The sequence below is a fragment of the Devosia sp. ZB163 genome (genome assembly GCF_028613635.1).
Taxonomy (GTDB): Bacteria; Pseudomonadota; Alphaproteobacteria; order Rhizobiales; family Devosiaceae; genus Devosia_A.
On record NZ_JAQRMY010000003.1, the window covers coordinates 801,528 to 816,552 of the forward strand.

20 protein-coding genes are annotated in these 15,025 nt (G+C 66.5%); 6 read left to right on the forward strand and 14 right to left on the reverse strand.

The features are described from left to right. Positions 1-9 precede the first annotated feature (9 nt). Together PRN20_RS17770 and PRN20_RS17775 are read right to left on the reverse strand one after the other, a co-directional pair. Positions 10-1,083 carry a 3-deoxy-7-phosphoheptulonate synthase gene (locus tag PRN20_RS17770; RefSeq protein WP_273958943.1) on the reverse strand — a complete coding sequence of 358 codons (1,074 nt, stop codon included), beginning with the start codon at positions 1,081-1,083 and terminating at the stop codon, positions 10-12. A gap of 241 nt (positions 1,084-1,324) precedes the next feature. Beyond that, positions 1,325-1,783: a MarR family winged helix-turn-helix transcriptional regulator gene (locus PRN20_RS17775; protein ID WP_273958944.1), complete on the reverse strand. Its 459-nt coding sequence runs from the start codon at positions 1,781-1,783 to the stop codon at positions 1,325-1,327. A 78-nt stretch (positions 1,784-1,861) separates the two neighbouring features. Between PRN20_RS17775 and PRN20_RS17780 the strand changes: the two genes are divergently transcribed. The 3 genes from PRN20_RS17780 (at position 1,862) to PRN20_RS17790 (ending at position 3,777) form a co-directional block, all read left to right on the forward strand. Then, entirely contained in the window at positions 1,862-2,710 is an 849-nt protein-coding gene (locus tag PRN20_RS17780; protein WP_273958945.1) for a carbohydrate ABC transporter permease, read from the forward strand. Then, positions 2,710-3,504 carry a carbohydrate ABC transporter permease gene (locus tag PRN20_RS17785; protein WP_273959055.1) on the forward strand — a complete coding sequence of 265 codons (795 nt, stop codon included), beginning with the start codon at positions 2,710-2,712 and terminating at the stop codon, positions 3,502-3,504. The genes PRN20_RS17780 and PRN20_RS17785 overlap by 1 nt, the downstream gene beginning before the upstream one ends. Positions 3,505-3,633: 129 nt before the next feature. After that, a complete protein-coding gene (locus PRN20_RS17790; RefSeq protein WP_273958946.1) occupies positions 3,634-3,777 on the forward strand; it encodes a DUF1127 domain-containing protein in 144 nt (47 codons plus the stop codon). 254 nt (positions 3,778-4,031) lie between these two features. Here the strand turns inward: PRN20_RS17790 and PRN20_RS17795 are convergent, their stop codons facing one another. From PRN20_RS17795 to PRN20_RS17805, 3 genes are all read right to left on the reverse strand, one after another. Then, positions 4,032-4,634 carry a short chain dehydrogenase gene (locus PRN20_RS17795; protein WP_273958947.1) on the reverse strand — a complete coding sequence of 201 codons (603 nt, stop codon included), beginning with the start codon at positions 4,632-4,634 and terminating at the stop codon, positions 4,032-4,034. Between the two features lie 104 nt (positions 4,635-4,738). Further along, positions 4,739-6,652, reverse strand: coding sequence for an excinuclease ABC subunit UvrC (uvrC, locus tag PRN20_RS17800; protein ID WP_273958948.1), 1,914 nt, complete (start codon positions 6,650-6,652; stop codon positions 4,739-4,741). Further along, complete coding sequence (locus tag PRN20_RS17805) at positions 6,613-7,404, reverse strand: SDR family oxidoreductase (RefSeq protein ID WP_273958949.1); 792 nt, start codon at positions 7,402-7,404, stop codon at positions 6,613-6,615. Before PRN20_RS17805 ends, uvrC begins: the two co-directional genes overlap by 40 nt. Before the next feature lie 261 nt (positions 7,405-7,665). On the opposite strand from PRN20_RS17805, the gene PRN20_RS17810 reads away from it, so the two are divergent. The 3 genes from PRN20_RS17810 (at position 7,666) to PRN20_RS17820 (ending at position 9,520) form a co-directional block, all read left to right on the forward strand. Next, complete coding sequence (locus tag PRN20_RS17810) at positions 7,666-7,989, forward strand: hypothetical protein (RefSeq protein ID WP_273958950.1); 324 nt, start codon at positions 7,666-7,668, stop codon at positions 7,987-7,989. A gap of 65 nt (positions 7,990-8,054) precedes the next feature. Beyond that, positions 8,055-9,002 carry a DMT family transporter gene (locus PRN20_RS17815; RefSeq protein WP_273958951.1) on the forward strand — a complete coding sequence of 316 codons (948 nt, stop codon included), beginning with the start codon at positions 8,055-8,057 and terminating at the stop codon, positions 9,000-9,002. An 86-nt stretch (positions 9,003-9,088) separates the two neighbouring features. Next, positions 9,089-9,520, forward strand: a complete 432-nt coding sequence (locus PRN20_RS17820; protein WP_273958952.1) for a hypothetical protein — start codon at positions 9,089-9,091, stop codon at positions 9,518-9,520. A 19-nt stretch (positions 9,521-9,539) separates the two neighbouring features. On the opposite strand, the gene PRN20_RS17825 is transcribed toward PRN20_RS17820, so the two are convergent. The 9 genes from PRN20_RS17825 to PRN20_RS17865 form a co-directional block, all read right to left on the reverse strand. Further along, positions 9,540-9,764 (reverse strand): hypothetical protein, encoded by a 225-nt coding sequence (locus PRN20_RS17825; protein ID WP_273958953.1) that lies wholly within the window; start codon positions 9,762-9,764, stop codon positions 9,540-9,542. Between the two features lie 64 nt (positions 9,765-9,828). After that, on the reverse strand, positions 9,829-10,248 hold the full coding sequence (locus PRN20_RS17830; RefSeq protein ID WP_273958954.1) for an SH3 domain-containing protein: 420 nt from the start codon (positions 10,246-10,248) through the stop codon (positions 9,829-9,831). Between the two features lie 139 nt (positions 10,249-10,387). Next, a complete protein-coding gene (locus tag PRN20_RS17835; protein ID WP_273958955.1) occupies positions 10,388-10,762 on the reverse strand; it encodes an SH3 domain-containing protein in 375 nt (124 codons plus the stop codon). A 121-nt stretch (positions 10,763-10,883) separates the two neighbouring features. Further along, complete coding sequence (locus tag PRN20_RS17840) at positions 10,884-11,264, reverse strand: SH3 domain-containing protein (RefSeq protein ID WP_273958956.1); 381 nt, start codon at positions 11,262-11,264, stop codon at positions 10,884-10,886. Positions 11,265-11,408: 144 nt separating this feature from the next. Beyond that, the gene (locus PRN20_RS17845; protein ID WP_273958957.1) at positions 11,409-11,786 is read right to left on the reverse strand and encodes an SH3 domain-containing protein; all 378 of its coding nucleotides are present in this window, start codon (positions 11,784-11,786) and stop codon (positions 11,409-11,411) included. A 121-nt stretch (positions 11,787-11,907) separates the two neighbouring features. Next, positions 11,908-12,210 carry a cupredoxin domain-containing protein gene (locus PRN20_RS17850; protein ID WP_273958958.1) on the reverse strand — a complete coding sequence of 101 codons (303 nt, stop codon included), beginning with the start codon at positions 12,208-12,210 and terminating at the stop codon, positions 11,908-11,910. 127 nt (positions 12,211-12,337) lie between these two features. Then, positions 12,338-12,658, reverse strand: coding sequence for a hypothetical protein (locus tag PRN20_RS17855; RefSeq protein ID WP_273958959.1), 321 nt, complete (start codon positions 12,656-12,658; stop codon positions 12,338-12,340). Between the two features lie 75 nt (positions 12,659-12,733). Further along, positions 12,734-13,177: a Crp/Fnr family transcriptional regulator gene (locus PRN20_RS17860; protein WP_273958960.1), complete on the reverse strand. Its 444-nt coding sequence runs from the start codon at positions 13,175-13,177 to the stop codon at positions 12,734-12,736. 662 nt (positions 13,178-13,839) lie between these two features. Further along, the gene (locus PRN20_RS17865; protein ID WP_273958961.1) at positions 13,840-14,604 is read right to left on the reverse strand and encodes a hypothetical protein; all 765 of its coding nucleotides are present in this window, start codon (positions 14,602-14,604) and stop codon (positions 13,840-13,842) included. Positions 14,605-15,025 lie beyond the last annotated feature (421 nt).

Sequence of the window (15,025 nt, forward strand, 5' to 3'; positions counted from 1 at the left end):
TGGGAGGGCTTACGCCACCAGCTGACCTGTCGCGCGCCGGCGCTCCTCGACAGACGCGGCGAGTTGCTCGAGCACTGTAACCGTGGTGTCCCAGTCGATGCAGCCGTCGGTGATCGACTGGCCGTAGACGAGCTCCTTGCCGGGGACGAGGTCCTGGCGGCCGGCGACGAGGTTGGACTCCGCCATGACACCGATGATGCGCTTGTCGCCCGCGGCGATCTGGGCGCCGACGTCGGCCAGCACCTGCGGCTGGTTCTCCGGCTTCTTGGAGGAGTTGGCGTGGCTGGCGTCGATCATGATCGAGGCGCGGAGCCCCGACTTCTCGACTTCGGCGGAGGCGGAATCGACGCTGCCGGCGTCATAGTTCGTCGCCTTGCCGCCACGCAGGATGATGTGGCAGTCGTCATTGCCGCTGGTCCTTGCGATGGCCGAATGGCCGGACTTGGTAACGGCGAGGAAGTGATGCGGCTGGCTGGCCGACTTCACAGCGTCGACCGCGATGCGGACGTTGCCGTCGGTGCCGTTCTTGAAGCCGACGGGGCAGGAGAGGCCGGAAGCGAGCTCGCGATGCACCTGGCTCTCCGTGGTGCGCGCACCGACCGCGCCCCAGGAAACCAGATCGGCGAAATACTGCGGCGTGGTCATGTCGAGGAATTCGCAGCCGGCCGGCAGGCCCATATTGTTGACCTCGAGCAGCAGCGAGCGGGCGAGCCGCAGGCCGTTGTCGATATCGAAGCTGCCATCGAGGTTGGGGTCGTTGATGAGGCCCTTCCAGCCGACGGTGGTGCGGGGCTTCTCGAAATAGACGCGCATGACGATCTCGAGCGCGCCACCGAGCTTCTCGCGCAGCGGGGCGAGGCGGCGGGCATAGTCGAGTGCAGCGTGGGGATCGTGGATGGAGCAGGGGCCGATGACGACGGCGAGGCGGTCGTCGGTGCCATGGATGATGTTGTGCAGCGCATGGCGGGCGCTGATGACGGTGCGGGTCGCAGCGTCGGTACGGGGGAACTCGCGGATGACCTCCTCGGGAGTTCGGAGTTCTCGCAGTTCCTTGATGCGCAGATCGTCGGTGGATTTCAGCATTTGTCGTCGGCTCCTCGGGGGATTTTCGGGCACCGGCGACAAAAAAGCCGCCAGTTGCTGGCGGCTCTTCGGGTCTACTATCGCTTGGTCTTCAGATCAAACGCGCCCCTCCGGCTGCCAGCGGCTTCCGTTGCTAAAGTACCAATAGAAGAAGGTGGCGCGGAGGTTCATGGGCGCAACTCTTAGCTCAGAGGCGGGAGCTTGTCACGGGGTTGCGCTCATCCGTTCGTCGGATACGTGCTCAGTTTGCCTCACTGTCCTTGCCGGCGGCGGACTTTATTGCGGCGAGGACGCGCATGGTCGCCTCGATATCGGCGGCAGGCAGGGCCGAGAAGACCTGCCGGCGGAGTGCCTGGACGTCCTCGTTAACCTCGGCCACGACTTCGCGGCCGCGCGGGGTCAGCGAGACGGAGTTGGCGCGGCGGTCTGTGGGGTCGGGCTCGCGGGTGACGAGGCTGGAGCCCTCCAGCTCATCGAGCAGGCGGACGAGCGATGCACCTTCGATGCCGATGGCATCGGCGAGGGCGTTCTGCCTGACGTTCTCGCCCATGCGGTCGATCCAGATGAGGGGGGCCGAGGCCGCCTCGGAAACGCCATGCCGAGCGGCGACCTCCCGGGCCATCTTGCGCCAGAGCCGACCGGCCAGCAGCAGGTCGCGCGTCATGTCTCGCAGGGTGTTCTGGGGATCGGTGTGCGCCATGGGCGAGGTATCCTCATTTGCAGGACAATGGCACTACGTGATTGACCGGGCCACGCATAGGCCCCAAAAGCCGCGGCGATGACCAAGTTGCGGACGAAGCACGACAATCGCACGGCGCTGCTCCTGGTGGCGCCGTTCGTCATCGTCTACGCCGCGCTATTTCTTTACCCCACGCTGCAGATGCTGGCGATGAGCCTGACCAACGGGCAGCTCATCCTGCCCGGCGAGTTCGTGGGCCTCGACAACTATCTCAAGCTCTTCCGCGACTGGCGGTTCGGCAACTCAGTCCGCAACACAGCCTATTTCGTGGGGCTGACGGTGGTGCCGGGGACGCTCCTGGGCCTCGCCTTCGCCATGCTCGTGGTGCGGCTCAAGGGGCTGTGGCAGGCGGTGGTGCTTGCAGCGTTCTTCCTGCCCTACATCCTGCCGGTCACGACGGTGACGACGATCTGGAGCTGGTTTGCCTACGGCCCGGGCCAGCTCGTCCTCCCCGAGCGGGTGCTGGCGACCCCGGCCTGGGTGCTGCCCATGGCGGCGGTAATCACGGTCTGGTGGACGGTCGGCTTCAACGTGCTGCTGTTCATGGCGGGCCTCAAGAACATCCCGGCCGAGCTCTACGAGGCGGCGCGGCTTGACGGGGCAGGGCGCTGGGCGCAGTTCCGCAACATAACCTGGCCGCTGATCTGGCCGGTGACGGCGCTGGTGCTGACCATCCAGCTGATCACGCAGATCAAGGTGTTCGACCAGGTGTACCTCCTGGTGCAGGGCGGCCGCGTCGACGCCACGATGGTGCTGGTGCAGTACATCTACACGCTGGCTTTCCAGCGTAACCAGGGCGGCTATGCGGCGACGGTCGCGGTGGCGCTGTTCGTCCTCGTGGCGGTGCTCTCGGTGCTGCAGTTCCAGCTGTTGAGGTCGCGGCGATGATCCGGCGGCTCAACCTTGCCGGGCTGGTGCTCGCCCTGCTCACGCTCGCTGCCAGCGTGGCCTGGGCCTATCCGCTGGTCTGGGCGATCCGGACAACCGTGGTGCCACGGGCGGATGGATCGGTGTGGGATGGTCTCGCGGTCTACGCCAATGCGCTGTTCAACTCGCCGATCGGGCTCTGGTACTTCAACTCGCTGGTGACTTCGGGAACCGTCACGGCAGTGGTGATCGGCATCAGCGCGGCTGCGGGCTACGCGATCTCGCAGCTCGAGTTCCACGGCCGGAAGCTGCTCTGGTACACGATCCTCGCGAGCTTCATGATCCCGGTGCAGGCGCTGATCGTGAACCACTTCCTGCTGATGAACAGCTGGAAGCTCATCAACACCTGGGCCGGCGTGATCCTGCCGCAGCTGATCGCTCCGGTGGCGGTGATCGTCTACAAGCAGTTCTTCGACAGCATGCCCAAGGAGTTGAGCGAGGCCGCCCGGGTCGATGGGGCGAGTCATGCGCGGGTGCTGTGGAGCATCTACCTGCCTGCCAACTGGGGGGTGACGGCGGCGCTGGCCATCATCGTCTTCATCGGGGCGTGGAATGCGTTCCTGTGGCCATTCCTCGTGGTGACGAAGGAACCGCTGATGAACATCACGGTGGCGATCGGGCAAGCCGAGCAGTATCTCGGCGTGAGCGGGCTGGCGGCGGCGCTGCTCGCCGGATTGCCGGTGGCGGTCGTCTACCTCGTGTTCCAGCGCAAGGTGACCGAGGCGATCATGCTCTCGAGCGGCATCAAGGGTTAAGCTGAACGGAAACTTAGCGGCGGTTAACAGGGCTTGCGCTGCGCGCATAGCTCGGGTGCGAAATACACTACTGGTCCGGTCGGGTTGGTGGCCCTATATCCAGGTCACCAAACAGAAGGGGACAAGAAAATGAACATCCGCCAGAAGCTTTCGCAGATCGCCGCCTACAACCGCACCGTCCGTGAGCTGTCGCAGCTGAGCAATACCCAGCTCCGCGACCTCGGCATCACCCGCGAAGACATCAAGTCGGTCGCGCGGACCGCGGCTAACTAAGTAGCGATCTCAGCGATGAGAAGAACGAAGGCGCCCATCGGGCGCCTTTTGTTTTTTCCGAAGCTGATGACAGTGTTGGATGTACTTCTGTTGCGTGAGAAATGGGTCCGCGGGTCAAGCCCGCGGATGACGGTGAAGGGGGAGCCCAGAGCGCCCGCCTGATCTCTGCCTGCGCTGGGATGACGGCGGTGGTCGAGGGAGCGACATCGCCCCAGCCCCCGCATGGGAGGAGATGAGGCGGCGCCTTTGCTGGCCTAAGCCGCCCTGGCGTAGGGGCGGGTGTCGATGATCTGGCCGGTGGCGGTGCCTTCGACGGCTTCGAGGTAGCCCTTGGCGGTATCCTCGGGGGTCATGCGCGCGACCTTGCCGGCGTTCCACTCGGGCGCGCCGACGAGCGGCGGGCTGACTAGGTTGATGCGGATGCCGCGCGGCAGCTCGATCGCCGCGGCGCGGGTGAAACCCTCGAGGCCGGCGTTGACGGTGGCGATGGCGGCGACGTTGGGGACGGGCTCGCGGGCCCACCAGCCGGCGGTGAGGGTGATCGAGCCGTTGTCGCGCAGGTAGGCCGGGGCGATGCGGGCGAGGTTGATCTGGCCCATCAGCTTGTAGTCGAAGCTCATCTGGAAATCGGCGGGCGTGAGATCGGCGAGCGGCTTGTAGGCTGCGCCACCGGCGGCGCTGATGATGGCATCGACCGGACCGACGGACTTGAGCAGCGCTTCAACGCTGGCGGTATCCTGGATGTCGGCCTTGTGCGGGCCGTTTCGCGAGGCGGAAATCACCTCGTGGCGGGGCGACAGGGCGGAGACGACGGCCTTGCCGATGGTGCCGGTGGCACCAATGACGATGATCTTCATAGCAATGTCCTTGATGGAAACGCGTGCTGGGGTCGCCCCCTCCACCATGCTTCGCATGGTCCCCCTCCCCCGCCACGCGGGGGAGGATCAAGAGAGATGCGCGACTAACTCCCGTTGAAGTGGTCGTAGATCTGCTGGGCGAGCTGGGTCGACACACCGGGCACCGAGGCCAGGTCCGCGAGCGCGGCTCTGCCAACCGCTTTGGCCGAGCCAAAGCGTTGAAGCAACGCACGTTTTCGTGTTGGCCCGATCCCCTCGATTTCGTCGAGCGGGTTCTTGATCACGTCCTTCTTGCGCTTGGCGCGGTGGGTGCCGATGGCGAAGCGGTGGGCTTCGTCGCGCAGGCGCTGGACGTAATAGAGGACCGGGTCGCGGTGCGGCAGCATGAAGGGCTCGCGGCCCTCCATGTGGAACTTCTCACGGCCGGCGTCGCGCTCCTCACCCTTGGCGATGCCGATGAAGGTGACCTCCTTGGGGAGGTTGAGCTGGGCAATGACTTCGCGGACCGCGTTGAGCTGGCCGGCGCCGCCGTCGATGAAGACGACGTCGGGCCAATCGGGCATGCCGGTGTTCTCGTCCTCGGCCTCGACCGGGCTCTCGTTGGCGAGGCGGGTAAAGCGGCGCGTCAGCACCTCGCGCATCATGCCGAAGTCGTCCCCGGGGGTGATATCGGTCGAGCGGATGTTGAACGTGCGATAGTACTTCTTGTCGAGACCTTCCTCACCCGCGACGATCATCGCACCGACGGCGTTGGTGCCGGAGATATGAGAGTTGTCGTAGACCTCGATGCGGCGCGGCGGCTCGTCGAGGCCGAACAGGGTGGCGACGCCCTCGAGCAGGGTCTTCTGCGTCGCGCCTTCGGCGAGCTGGCGGCCGAGCGCTTCGCGGGCGTTGTTGAGGGCGTGCTGGACCAGGTCCTTCTTCTCGCCGCGCTGCGGGGTCTGGATCGAGACTTTTGAGCCGAGGCGGGCGGACAGCGCCTCCTCCATCAGGTCCTTCTCGCTGAGCTCGTGCGAGAGGAGGATCTGCTTGGGCGGGGTGCGGTCTTCGTAGAACTGGCTGATGAAGGCTTCGAGCACTTCGGCGTCGCTGAGCGAGGCGTCGGCGCGCGGGCGGAAGGCGTGATTGCCCCAGTTCTGGAAGGCGCGGAAGAAGAACACCTGGACGCAGAACTGCCCGGCCTCGTGGCCGATGGCGAAGACGTCGGCTTCCTCGACGGTCTTGGCGGCGACGTCGCCCTGCGACTGGACGAGGGCGAGGGCCGAGAGGCGATCGCGGAGCAGGGCGGCGCGCTCGAAATCGAGGTTCTCGGCAGCAACGTTCATGTCGGCGGCGAGGTGATCCTGCACGGACTTCGACTTGCCGGAGAGGAACTGGCGGGCTTCCTCGACCAGCTCGTTGTAGTCGGTGATCGAGATTTCGCCGGTGCAGGGGGCCGAGCAGCGCTTGATCTGGTGCAGCATGCAGGGGCGGGTGCGGGCCTTGTAGAAGCTGTCCGAACAGGTGCGGAGCAGGAAGGCGCGCTGCAGGGCGGTGATGGTGCGCTTGACCGCCAGAGCAGAGGCGAAGGGGCCGAAATAGTGACCCTTGATGCGGCGGGTGCCGCGGTGCTTCTTCAGTTCGGCGGCTTCGTGCTCGGTGGCGATGAGGATGTAGGGGAAGCTCTTGTCGTCGCGCAGCAGCACGTTGAAGCGCGGCTTCAGGCGCTTGATCAGGTTGGCTTCGAGCAGCAGCGCTTCGGCTTCCGTCTCGGTGCGCACGAACTCCATGTTGCGCGTGGCTTCGATCATCCGGCGGATGCGGATGTCGAGGCCCTCGGGGCGGGTGTAGTTGGTGACGCGCGCCTTGAGGTTGCGCGCCTTGCCGACATAGACGACCTCGCCAGCCTCGTCGAACATCCGGTAGACGCCGGGCGAGGTGGGCAGGGTTTTCACGAAAGTCTTGATGACTTCCGCGCCGTGAAGGGGAGGCGTGTCGGTCATGTGCGCCTCGGAGTGGGGCCGCGGCGGGCGGGCCATTCGATGTGCTCGCCGCCGTCGAGGACGATCATCTGGCCGGTCATGGTGTCGAGCGTGAGGATCGCGGCGACGCCATCGGCAATGCCGTCGGCATCGGCACTTCGGCCGAGTGGTAGCTCGGTAAGGCGGCGGGCGTGGGCTTCGGGCGAGACGTGCGGCGGCGGCACGGTGGGGCCGGGGCCGATGGCGTTGACCCGGATGCGCGGAGCGAGCGATTGGGCGAGGGTGCGCGTCATGGTCCAGAGCACGGCCTTCGACAGGGTGTAGCTGAAGAAGGCAGGCGACAGATCGAGGACACGCTCGTCGATTATGTTGATGATGTTGCCGCTGGCATCGGCCCGCAGTTGGGCAGCGAAATCACGCGCCAGGAAGGCCGGGGCCTCGGCGTGGACGGCGAAGTGGGCGTCCCATAGCGCCTCGTCGAGATCGGCGACGGCGTCACGCTCGAAGATCGAGGCGTTGTTGACGAGGAGCGTGAGCGGGCCGAAGGCCTTCGCCGCATCGGCAATGAGGCGGCTGCGCTGGGCGCGGTCCGCCAGATCGGCGCCGATTGTCGCCGCGCGCCCGCCTGCTTCGCGGATGGCTGCGGCGACGGCTTCGGCTTTGTCGGCTGAGCTTCTGTAGTGCACGACCACGGACCAGCCATCGGCGGCGAGACGGCGCGCGATGGCGGCACCGACGCGATCGGCGGCACCGGTGACGAGAGCGACCCGGCTGATGTCGGCCGGCTGATTTGCGGATGCGGATGTCATGAGTCGAGCAGGAATGTAGGCGTTTCGGACACGGCGTTCAATTCGGGGCACGGGATTGCCGTCAGCACGGTCAAGGGACGCGCCTGACAAGTCGGGTGGCTCGAATACATGCGGCCGGCAGATCGCGTGCAAGTAGTCGATATCCACTACTTACTGATGCAAAGGACTGTAGCAGCTACCGACTCTCTCAACATGCGCCTATGCTTGCCGGGCGAGTTGGGGGCCACCCTGGCTTCCAATGCTGGATACGAGGAGCGTCCAATGGAAGCAATTGTCTCTATTCTGGTGCAACTGGTTGCCGGTGGTGTCGGCGGAAACGGACTTGCAGCTGTCGTGAAGCAGGTCAATCTCGGGCCGACCGGCAATACGATCGCCGGGGCGATCGGTGGTTGGCTGGGGACCTGGCTGGCTACGCAGGTGCCCGGGCTCAGCGGCCTGGTCGGTGGCGCGGCCGCCGCGGCGGGTGCGGGCGGGCTCGACATTGCTGCACTGGCCGGGCAGGGGCTCACCGGTCTTATCGGTGGCGGCGTCCTTACGGCGATCGCCGGGCTCATCAAGAATGCTACTATGAAGAGCAGCACGTAACCGGCATAGTGTGATGGTCAGCCCCGGACCGCCGGTCCGGGGCATTTCTTCGTCCAGAGTTTCCCATGACAAAGCCCACTCGAGGGCAAACGCGCCGTCGGGCCGACAATGTCGCGCTCGGCATCGGCCTCACCCTTTTCGCCATCGTCATCTTCGGCATCCAGGACGCGGTATCGAAGTCGCTGGTGCAGACGCATTCGCCGTTCCAGCTGGCAATGATCCGCTTCTGGGCATTCGCGGCGTTCTCGTTGGTGCTGGTCGCCCGGCAGGGACCGCTCAAGGAAGCCTTTCGTTCGAAGTATCCCTGGCTGCAGTGGTTGCGGGCCCTGCTGCTGGTGGTCGACATCTGGGCTTTCGCGATTGCGCTGAAGACCGTGCCGCTCGCCGAGCTGCAGGCGGTGGTGCTGGTCTATCCGCTGATGGCGACGCTGGTGGCGGTTCCCATCCTCGGCGAGAAGGTCGGGGTGTTCCGGATGGTGGCGGTGTTCATCGGCTTCTGCGGTGCACTGGTAATCGTCCGGCCCGGCGGGCTGCCGATCGATGGAGGCGTAATGTTCGCCATGCTCTCGGCGGCGAGCTACGCGGTCTACATCGCGCTGACGCGCAAGGTTTCGAGTACGGACACGACTGCGACCAGCATGGTCTATGTCGGGGTCGGCGGGCTGATCCTCACGACGGCGGTCGGCGTATTCTTCTGGGAGCCGATGGACCTGGCGGCGATGCTGCAGATGGGTCTCGTCATGGTGACCTCCACCGCGGCGCACGGGCTGATGATGGTGGCGCTGTCGCGTGCGCCCGCCAGCACGCTGCAGCCGTTCAACTACTTCGCTCTGCCCTGGGGCATATTCCTCAGCTACCAGTTTTTCGGCCACCTGATCGATCCCGTCGCCCTGATCGGCGGTGGCGTGATCGTGGGCGCGGGGCTCGTGGTGATGGCGCGGGAGCGGCACCTCAGCCGGCAGGGCAAGAAGATCGCGCCGACCGAAGCCGAGGAAGAGTATCTGCCGCACTGATGCTGTCCGCCACGTCTTGAATCGCGGGGCAACCGGGGACATCTGAATCGCGGGGGCGATGGGGCCCCGGTGAAGGGAAACCGTCGATGGTCGTTCTGCTTGAAATCGCCTTGGCGCTGGGGCTGGTCGGGCTCGTCGTCAGCTATTTCTTCCGGGGCCGCCGTGACGCCGAGCGGCAGGACGTCATCGAGCGCCGGGTCGAGGCCTACATGCAGACCATCCGCCGCGAGGGCGGCAATGGCGAACTGGCGCGGATGGGCGACCTCGAGCTGCGCGACCTTCTGCTGTCGGCTGCTCGCAACCTCAGAATCCAAGCCGAACGGCGCTGGTATATCCTGCTGGGTGGTGCGGCTGCGGCCGTGCTCGCAGCCATTGCCGTCGGCACCGAGGAAGGGACGCGCGGCTTCGGCATCGTGCTCGTGGTGGCGGCGGTGGTGCTTTACGAGTTCCTCGGCCGGCGGATGCGTGAGCCGCTGGCGGCGAGGGGCATCGACGTGGAGCGCCTGCGGGTAGAATAGCGACCCTAGCGTCCGGCGGTCAGAGCCGGCGCATCTTGCCGAACATGAAGATCGCGGCGCCGGCGAGGATCAGCAGGATCGGGGCGATCACCAGGATCGACAGGACGGTGCCGTCGATATGCATCGTGCCGTTCTTGTTGAGCTCGGACAGCACGAGGCGCTCGATGAAGAAGATGCCGAGGCCAAGGCTGGCGAGGGTGCCGGCGAGCTTGACGTAGGGCTTGGTGTTCTTTTCCGTGGCCATATTTCATCGAACGTCGTTGTGAGCGGGGCCTAGATAGACCCCGCCAATGCCCCCGGCAAGCGCGTCAATCGCTGACGCAGAACGATGCCCTCTGGCCGCCCCAGCAGAACTCGCTGCGGTAGATGGGGTAGATCGGCCGAGCGCGGTAACGCGGGCGTTCGATGACGAAGTCGTCGTCTTCGTAATCGTCGTAGTCATCGTAGCCGTAGTCGTCGTCATACGAGCGGCCGGCGCTCAGGTAGTTGGCGCTGACCCAGCCGTCAGGCCCTGACTTCCGGACGTAGCACCAGCTGCCGCGGCAGTGGTCGACCTCGACCTGCTGGCCGGGGCGGAGCACGTCAACGACGGAGAAGCCGGTGCCGGAGCCCGAACGCACGTTGACCGTTGCGGATGCGAAGGCGGTGGCTGCACTGGCGGCGGAAACGCCGAGGCCGAGCGCGAGGAGGGCGCCGGTGACGCCGAGGGTGAGGCGATGGAGAGGCATGGTAAAGGAGTCCTTTCAGGAGAGGTGACGTTTGTCCCCCGAACGGGCCAACGGTGCTCCGGGTTTCATGAACCGAAAATGAACGAACGGCCCCCTGCCGGGCGCAGGAGGCCGTTCGTGATCGATGGAATAGCCGGAGCTAGAACTGGCTGCCCATGCAGAACTGGGCGTTCTTGCCGTCGACGCAGAACGACGTGCCGAAGCCGGGCTTCACCGGATAAGCCGGATAGGACGGGGTCGGGTAATCGTCGTCGTAGTAGTCGAAATCGATGGCGTTGGCGCGGACCCAGCCGTCGGGGCCGGGGAGCTGGACCTTGTACCAGTTCTTCCACTCGCCGATGATGCGGACCTTCTGGCCCTCTTCGACACCGTTGATGATCTGCGAATTGGGAGCATGGTTCTTGCGGACGGGCGCATCGCGATCGGCGTAGGCCCAGGTTGCGGCCATGGAGGCACCCGCCGTGGCGAGGACAACCGCGGTTGCGAGCAGTGCGGTCTTGATGATGCGGGTCATTGTGAGGAGTCCCTGTTTGTTGCTGGCCCTGAAAGCCATGGTGAGACGCTAGTCGGGTCTAGCTGAACGGCGGCTGAACTCGGAGAAGGCGCCCCCGGGATCCGGAGGCGCCGAGGCGTTGTCAGTATCCGGTGCTGAGGCAGAACTGGGCGTTCTTGCCGTCGATGCAGAACGAACCGCCGTAGCCGTAGCCGCTACCATAGCCATAGCCGTAGCCCGGGAAGGGGCCCGGGAACGGACCGGGGTGGAAATCGAGCACGCCCTTCTTCACCCAACCATCCTTGCCGGGGATCTGGAGCTTGTACCAGTTGCCCTGCTGGCCGATGATCTTGACCTTCTGGCCTTCCGAGACGTGGTTGACGATGACGGAGTTCGGGGTGGCCTTCTGGCGAACCTTGGCATCCTGATCGATCCAGGCGTACTGGGCGGCGATCGAAGCGCCGGCGGTGGCGAGGATGACGATGGTTGCGACAGCGGCGGTCTTGAGGGTCTTGGCGAACATTTCAGTGTCCTTCGGTTTGTGGTGTGGCATCACTGCCTTGACCGTGACACTAGAAGGACGTGCCTGAACGCAGGCTGAAACCCTTGTTCAAGTAGAATTATTTCGCGCGGTCACGAAAATCTGTTCATCTTTGTGGCGGCGAGCTCACCGGCAAGCCAGGCCATGATAGCCGGCTTCGCCATCGTTGCAGAGGTCGAGCGGGTCCAGGGGATCAAAGGTCAGGAACCGGTTCGGCATGGCGTGCAGCTTGGCGGCTGCGCCGACGAGGTATGAGCCGCGGACCCAGCCGGCGGGCCTGCCGTCACGGCCGAGAAAGAGGCACCAGTCGGCATCGCGGGTGCAGTGCCGGAGCCGGACCTCCACACCCTCGCGCAGGACGCCGATGGTTTCGTAGCCGCCGCCCGGACTGCTGCGGACCGGGATATCGGCGGACGCCCGAACCGTGCCGCGCGAGGCCGCTTCGGCCGGCACGGCGGCGAGCAGCGCTGCAACAAGCGTGAGGACGGTCAGGACAGTGCGCACTCGAACAGCTCCGTTTCTCTTGCCTGCCAAGAGGATGGCAAAGTGGTTGGCCATGCCATCCTGACCATCACAGGCGAGCACGGAGTGTATCGTATCCGGGAGTGAGGTGGATAATGCCGCGCTACTGGACCTTGATGTTGCCCTTCATCGAGGGGTGGATGGCACAGATGTAGGCGAAATCGCCGGGTGCCGAGAAAGTGAGCTTGACGCCCTGGCCCGGGTTCATGGGGCCGGTGTCGAAGGCGCCCTGGGCGGTGGCGGTGTGCGGGGCGCTGTCCTGGTTGACGAAAGTAACGGTATCGCCGGCGGCGATGGTGAGTGCTGCCGGGGCGAACTTCATGTCCTTGATCGTGACTGTGTGATCGGCGGCAAAAGCCGGGACGGCCATGAGGGCCGTGGCGGCGAGGACGGCGAGGATACGCATGACGAACCTCCTTCTCGCAATGAGGCCGGGAGGATACGCCTGCCGCCCGGGGCGGGAAAGCAGCGGTCGCGCGGAATTGCGTTGAGTCAGAGCCTACGCCACTCCGCTGCGCGCGGGGATATTCGCGTCAGTAGCGGATCGGGCGGCGGCGCTTGATCTCGGCGATGCGCTCGGCGTCGGCTTCGGCGCTGAGGTAGCGGCCGCGCTCGAGGATCTCCAGCGTGTATTCGCGGTAGGTGAGGCCCATGGCTTCGGCGCGGCGGGCGCGCATCACGGCGATATCGTAGGGCACGTCGTTGAAGGCCTTCTCGCTCGCTGCCTTCCATTCAAAGTAGTTGCCGATGCCGTTGTCGCCCCAGGGGCGGGGCGAGTCGTCGAGAGGCGGACCGCCGTTCGAGAGGGACGGGGCGGGGGTGCGGGTGTCGTAGCTGTCGTCGTCCTTGCGCATGCTGCCATGATCCGGCAGCGCGGGGGCAAGATCAATGCAGCCGGGTTGATGGCTGCCATCAACGGCGCGGATGGCTCAGGGGCGCGTCTCCGCCCCGGTGATGGTGCTGAACAGGCGCTCGAGGAAAGTCTCCTCGCGCCCGGCGCCGGCATCCTTCTTGAGCTGGACGAGCAGGGCGCTGGTCGCATCGAGCCGCTGGCAGGCGAGGGCGGCGACGTGGATTGCGGCGAGCGGGTTTGTCTCCAGCCAGCGCAGGCCATCGTCGATGTGGCGCACCTCCACCGGCGTGAGCGCCGTGACCGTGGCCGAGTGATCGGCGCCGAGCAGCACGCTCATTTCGCCGATCAGGGTGCCGGGCTCGTTGATGCGGGCGATCTCGACGCCGTCGCGTTCGACGACCAGCTGGCCGGAAACGAGCACGTAGAGTTCGCCGAGCGCCTCGCCGGTTTCGATCAGCCGCTCGCCCGGCTTGAGGCTGAGGATGGGATAGGCATTGGTCAGCGCCAGAAGGTTGGCCATGTCGAAGGTCCCCCGGTTGTCAGCGCGGGCCCGCACCCCGCGGGGCGACCATAGCGCGGATGCGCGGCGCGGTCATGTCGGTTGGCGCGCCTGGCGGGGGAAGGCGCCGTGCTGCGCGCATCGGACGGGTGGAAAGAGGCGGCGGCGGAGGAGCGACAGACGTGCGGAAGCGCCCCGCCGGCCGGTGGCCGCGGGGGGACTGGGGAGGCAGGACGTGGCCGGCGAGGCTTGCGCCCCGATGCGGGTAGTCCGCGAGAATGAGGCGTTCGTCTCGCCGGCCGCTCGGGATTTTGGGCTTATGTCCAGCGGGCTTCGGGTTCACCCGATGTCGCATCGCCTGGCCTGGCGCCAGCCTGACGGTCCAGATCCTCGGGCACAGGGCCCGGACGTTTCCGGACAGGCTGGTCCGGCTCCCGCGTGACCGGGAGCCTTGCCATCGGCGGGCCCAGTCACAGGGGCCTACCCGGCGTGTACTGGCGGCTTGGCTGCCTCGCAGCCCGGCCGGCCGGACTTTCGACCTGAAGCACGGCGACCCGCGCTCCACCCGATCCCCACCCGCAAGCGTTCGTTGCGCTCACGTCCCATGCGGGCAGGCACGGGGAGAATAGGCGGTGGGCGAAAGCGGGGGGACAAGTTTCGGCGAAACGCCCCGGCCCGACCGATCAGAGGGCGGGCGCGCCCCTGCCGGGCGGGCTCCACTCGCCCCGCTTGCGCTCGCCACGCCGCTTGTTGGCGCGGATGTAGCGACGGGTACGCCGGCGGGAAATGCGCGGATAGGGCGGCAGGGTCTCCGGCGTCGTGTCGCCGGCATCGCCGCCGCCTTCCTCCGCCTCGGATTCTTCCGGCTTCTCCGCCGGCCGCAGCCCCGGCGGCAGCGTGACCTCCTGGTGGTCCGCGAGCCGGCGCAGCTGTGAGCGGAGGACCTCGGCGGTCATCAGGTTCAGCTCGTCGAGCGTGCGGCCCACGGTGGCAGGGCGACCGAGCCAGCGCGGATCGGGGTTGCCGAAGGCATCGGCGACGGCCCAATCGGGCCCATCGGTGAGCGGATTGTAGCCGTAGTAGCGATCGCGGAAGCCGGCGACGGCGTGCGACAGCTGGCGGACGCCGAGCGCCAGCGCCTGCACGCGCATGGGCGGGGTGAAATCGAGATCGGCGAGATGCGCGCCGGGCTCGCCGCGCAACAGGCGCCGGGCATCGCGGAGAAGGCCCGCCGCCTGCGCGACGACCTGCGGCTCCGCGGCGAGGCCAGCGGTCTTGAGGTTGAGCTGCATGAGCCCATCGGCCAGCGCCTCGAGCTGCGGCGCGATGACGAGATAGAGCTCGACCTTGCCGTGCGTGGTGTGGGGGATGGTTTGGCGCGCCGGACGCTGCAGGTGGGGGACGGGGCCGGTGGCATGGGCGGGCGGATCGATGGGGGGACGGGGCATGGCGGTTCTCCTCTGGGGTGGCAACAGGGGAGTATGCGGGCGGCTGGGGTGGGCGGGGATTGGTGGCGGGCGAGCCGCGTGGAAGGCGGGGCTTCTGCGGCGGTGCGGTGCACGGGCTTGGCGTGGGCTCGCTACGCCGAGGCGTGCGGCGCCATCGCGTGGGTCCCCGGGTCTTCGCCCGGGGATGACGGTGGTTTTGGTTGCGGGCGGCGGGGGGGTGAGGGCGCAGGGGGGAGGCGTGGGCGTTCGCCCGGTGGTGGAGGGGGCGAATGGCGGCGCAGGAGATGCATGGTGCAGCAAGCCCCTGTCTCGCCCCTCCATCTCCCGTCATCCCCGGGCTTGACCCGGGGACCCATTTCTCCGCCAGCACGGGCTTTGACCTGGGTCCCTGCTTTCGCAGGGATGACAGCCGGTGTGCATG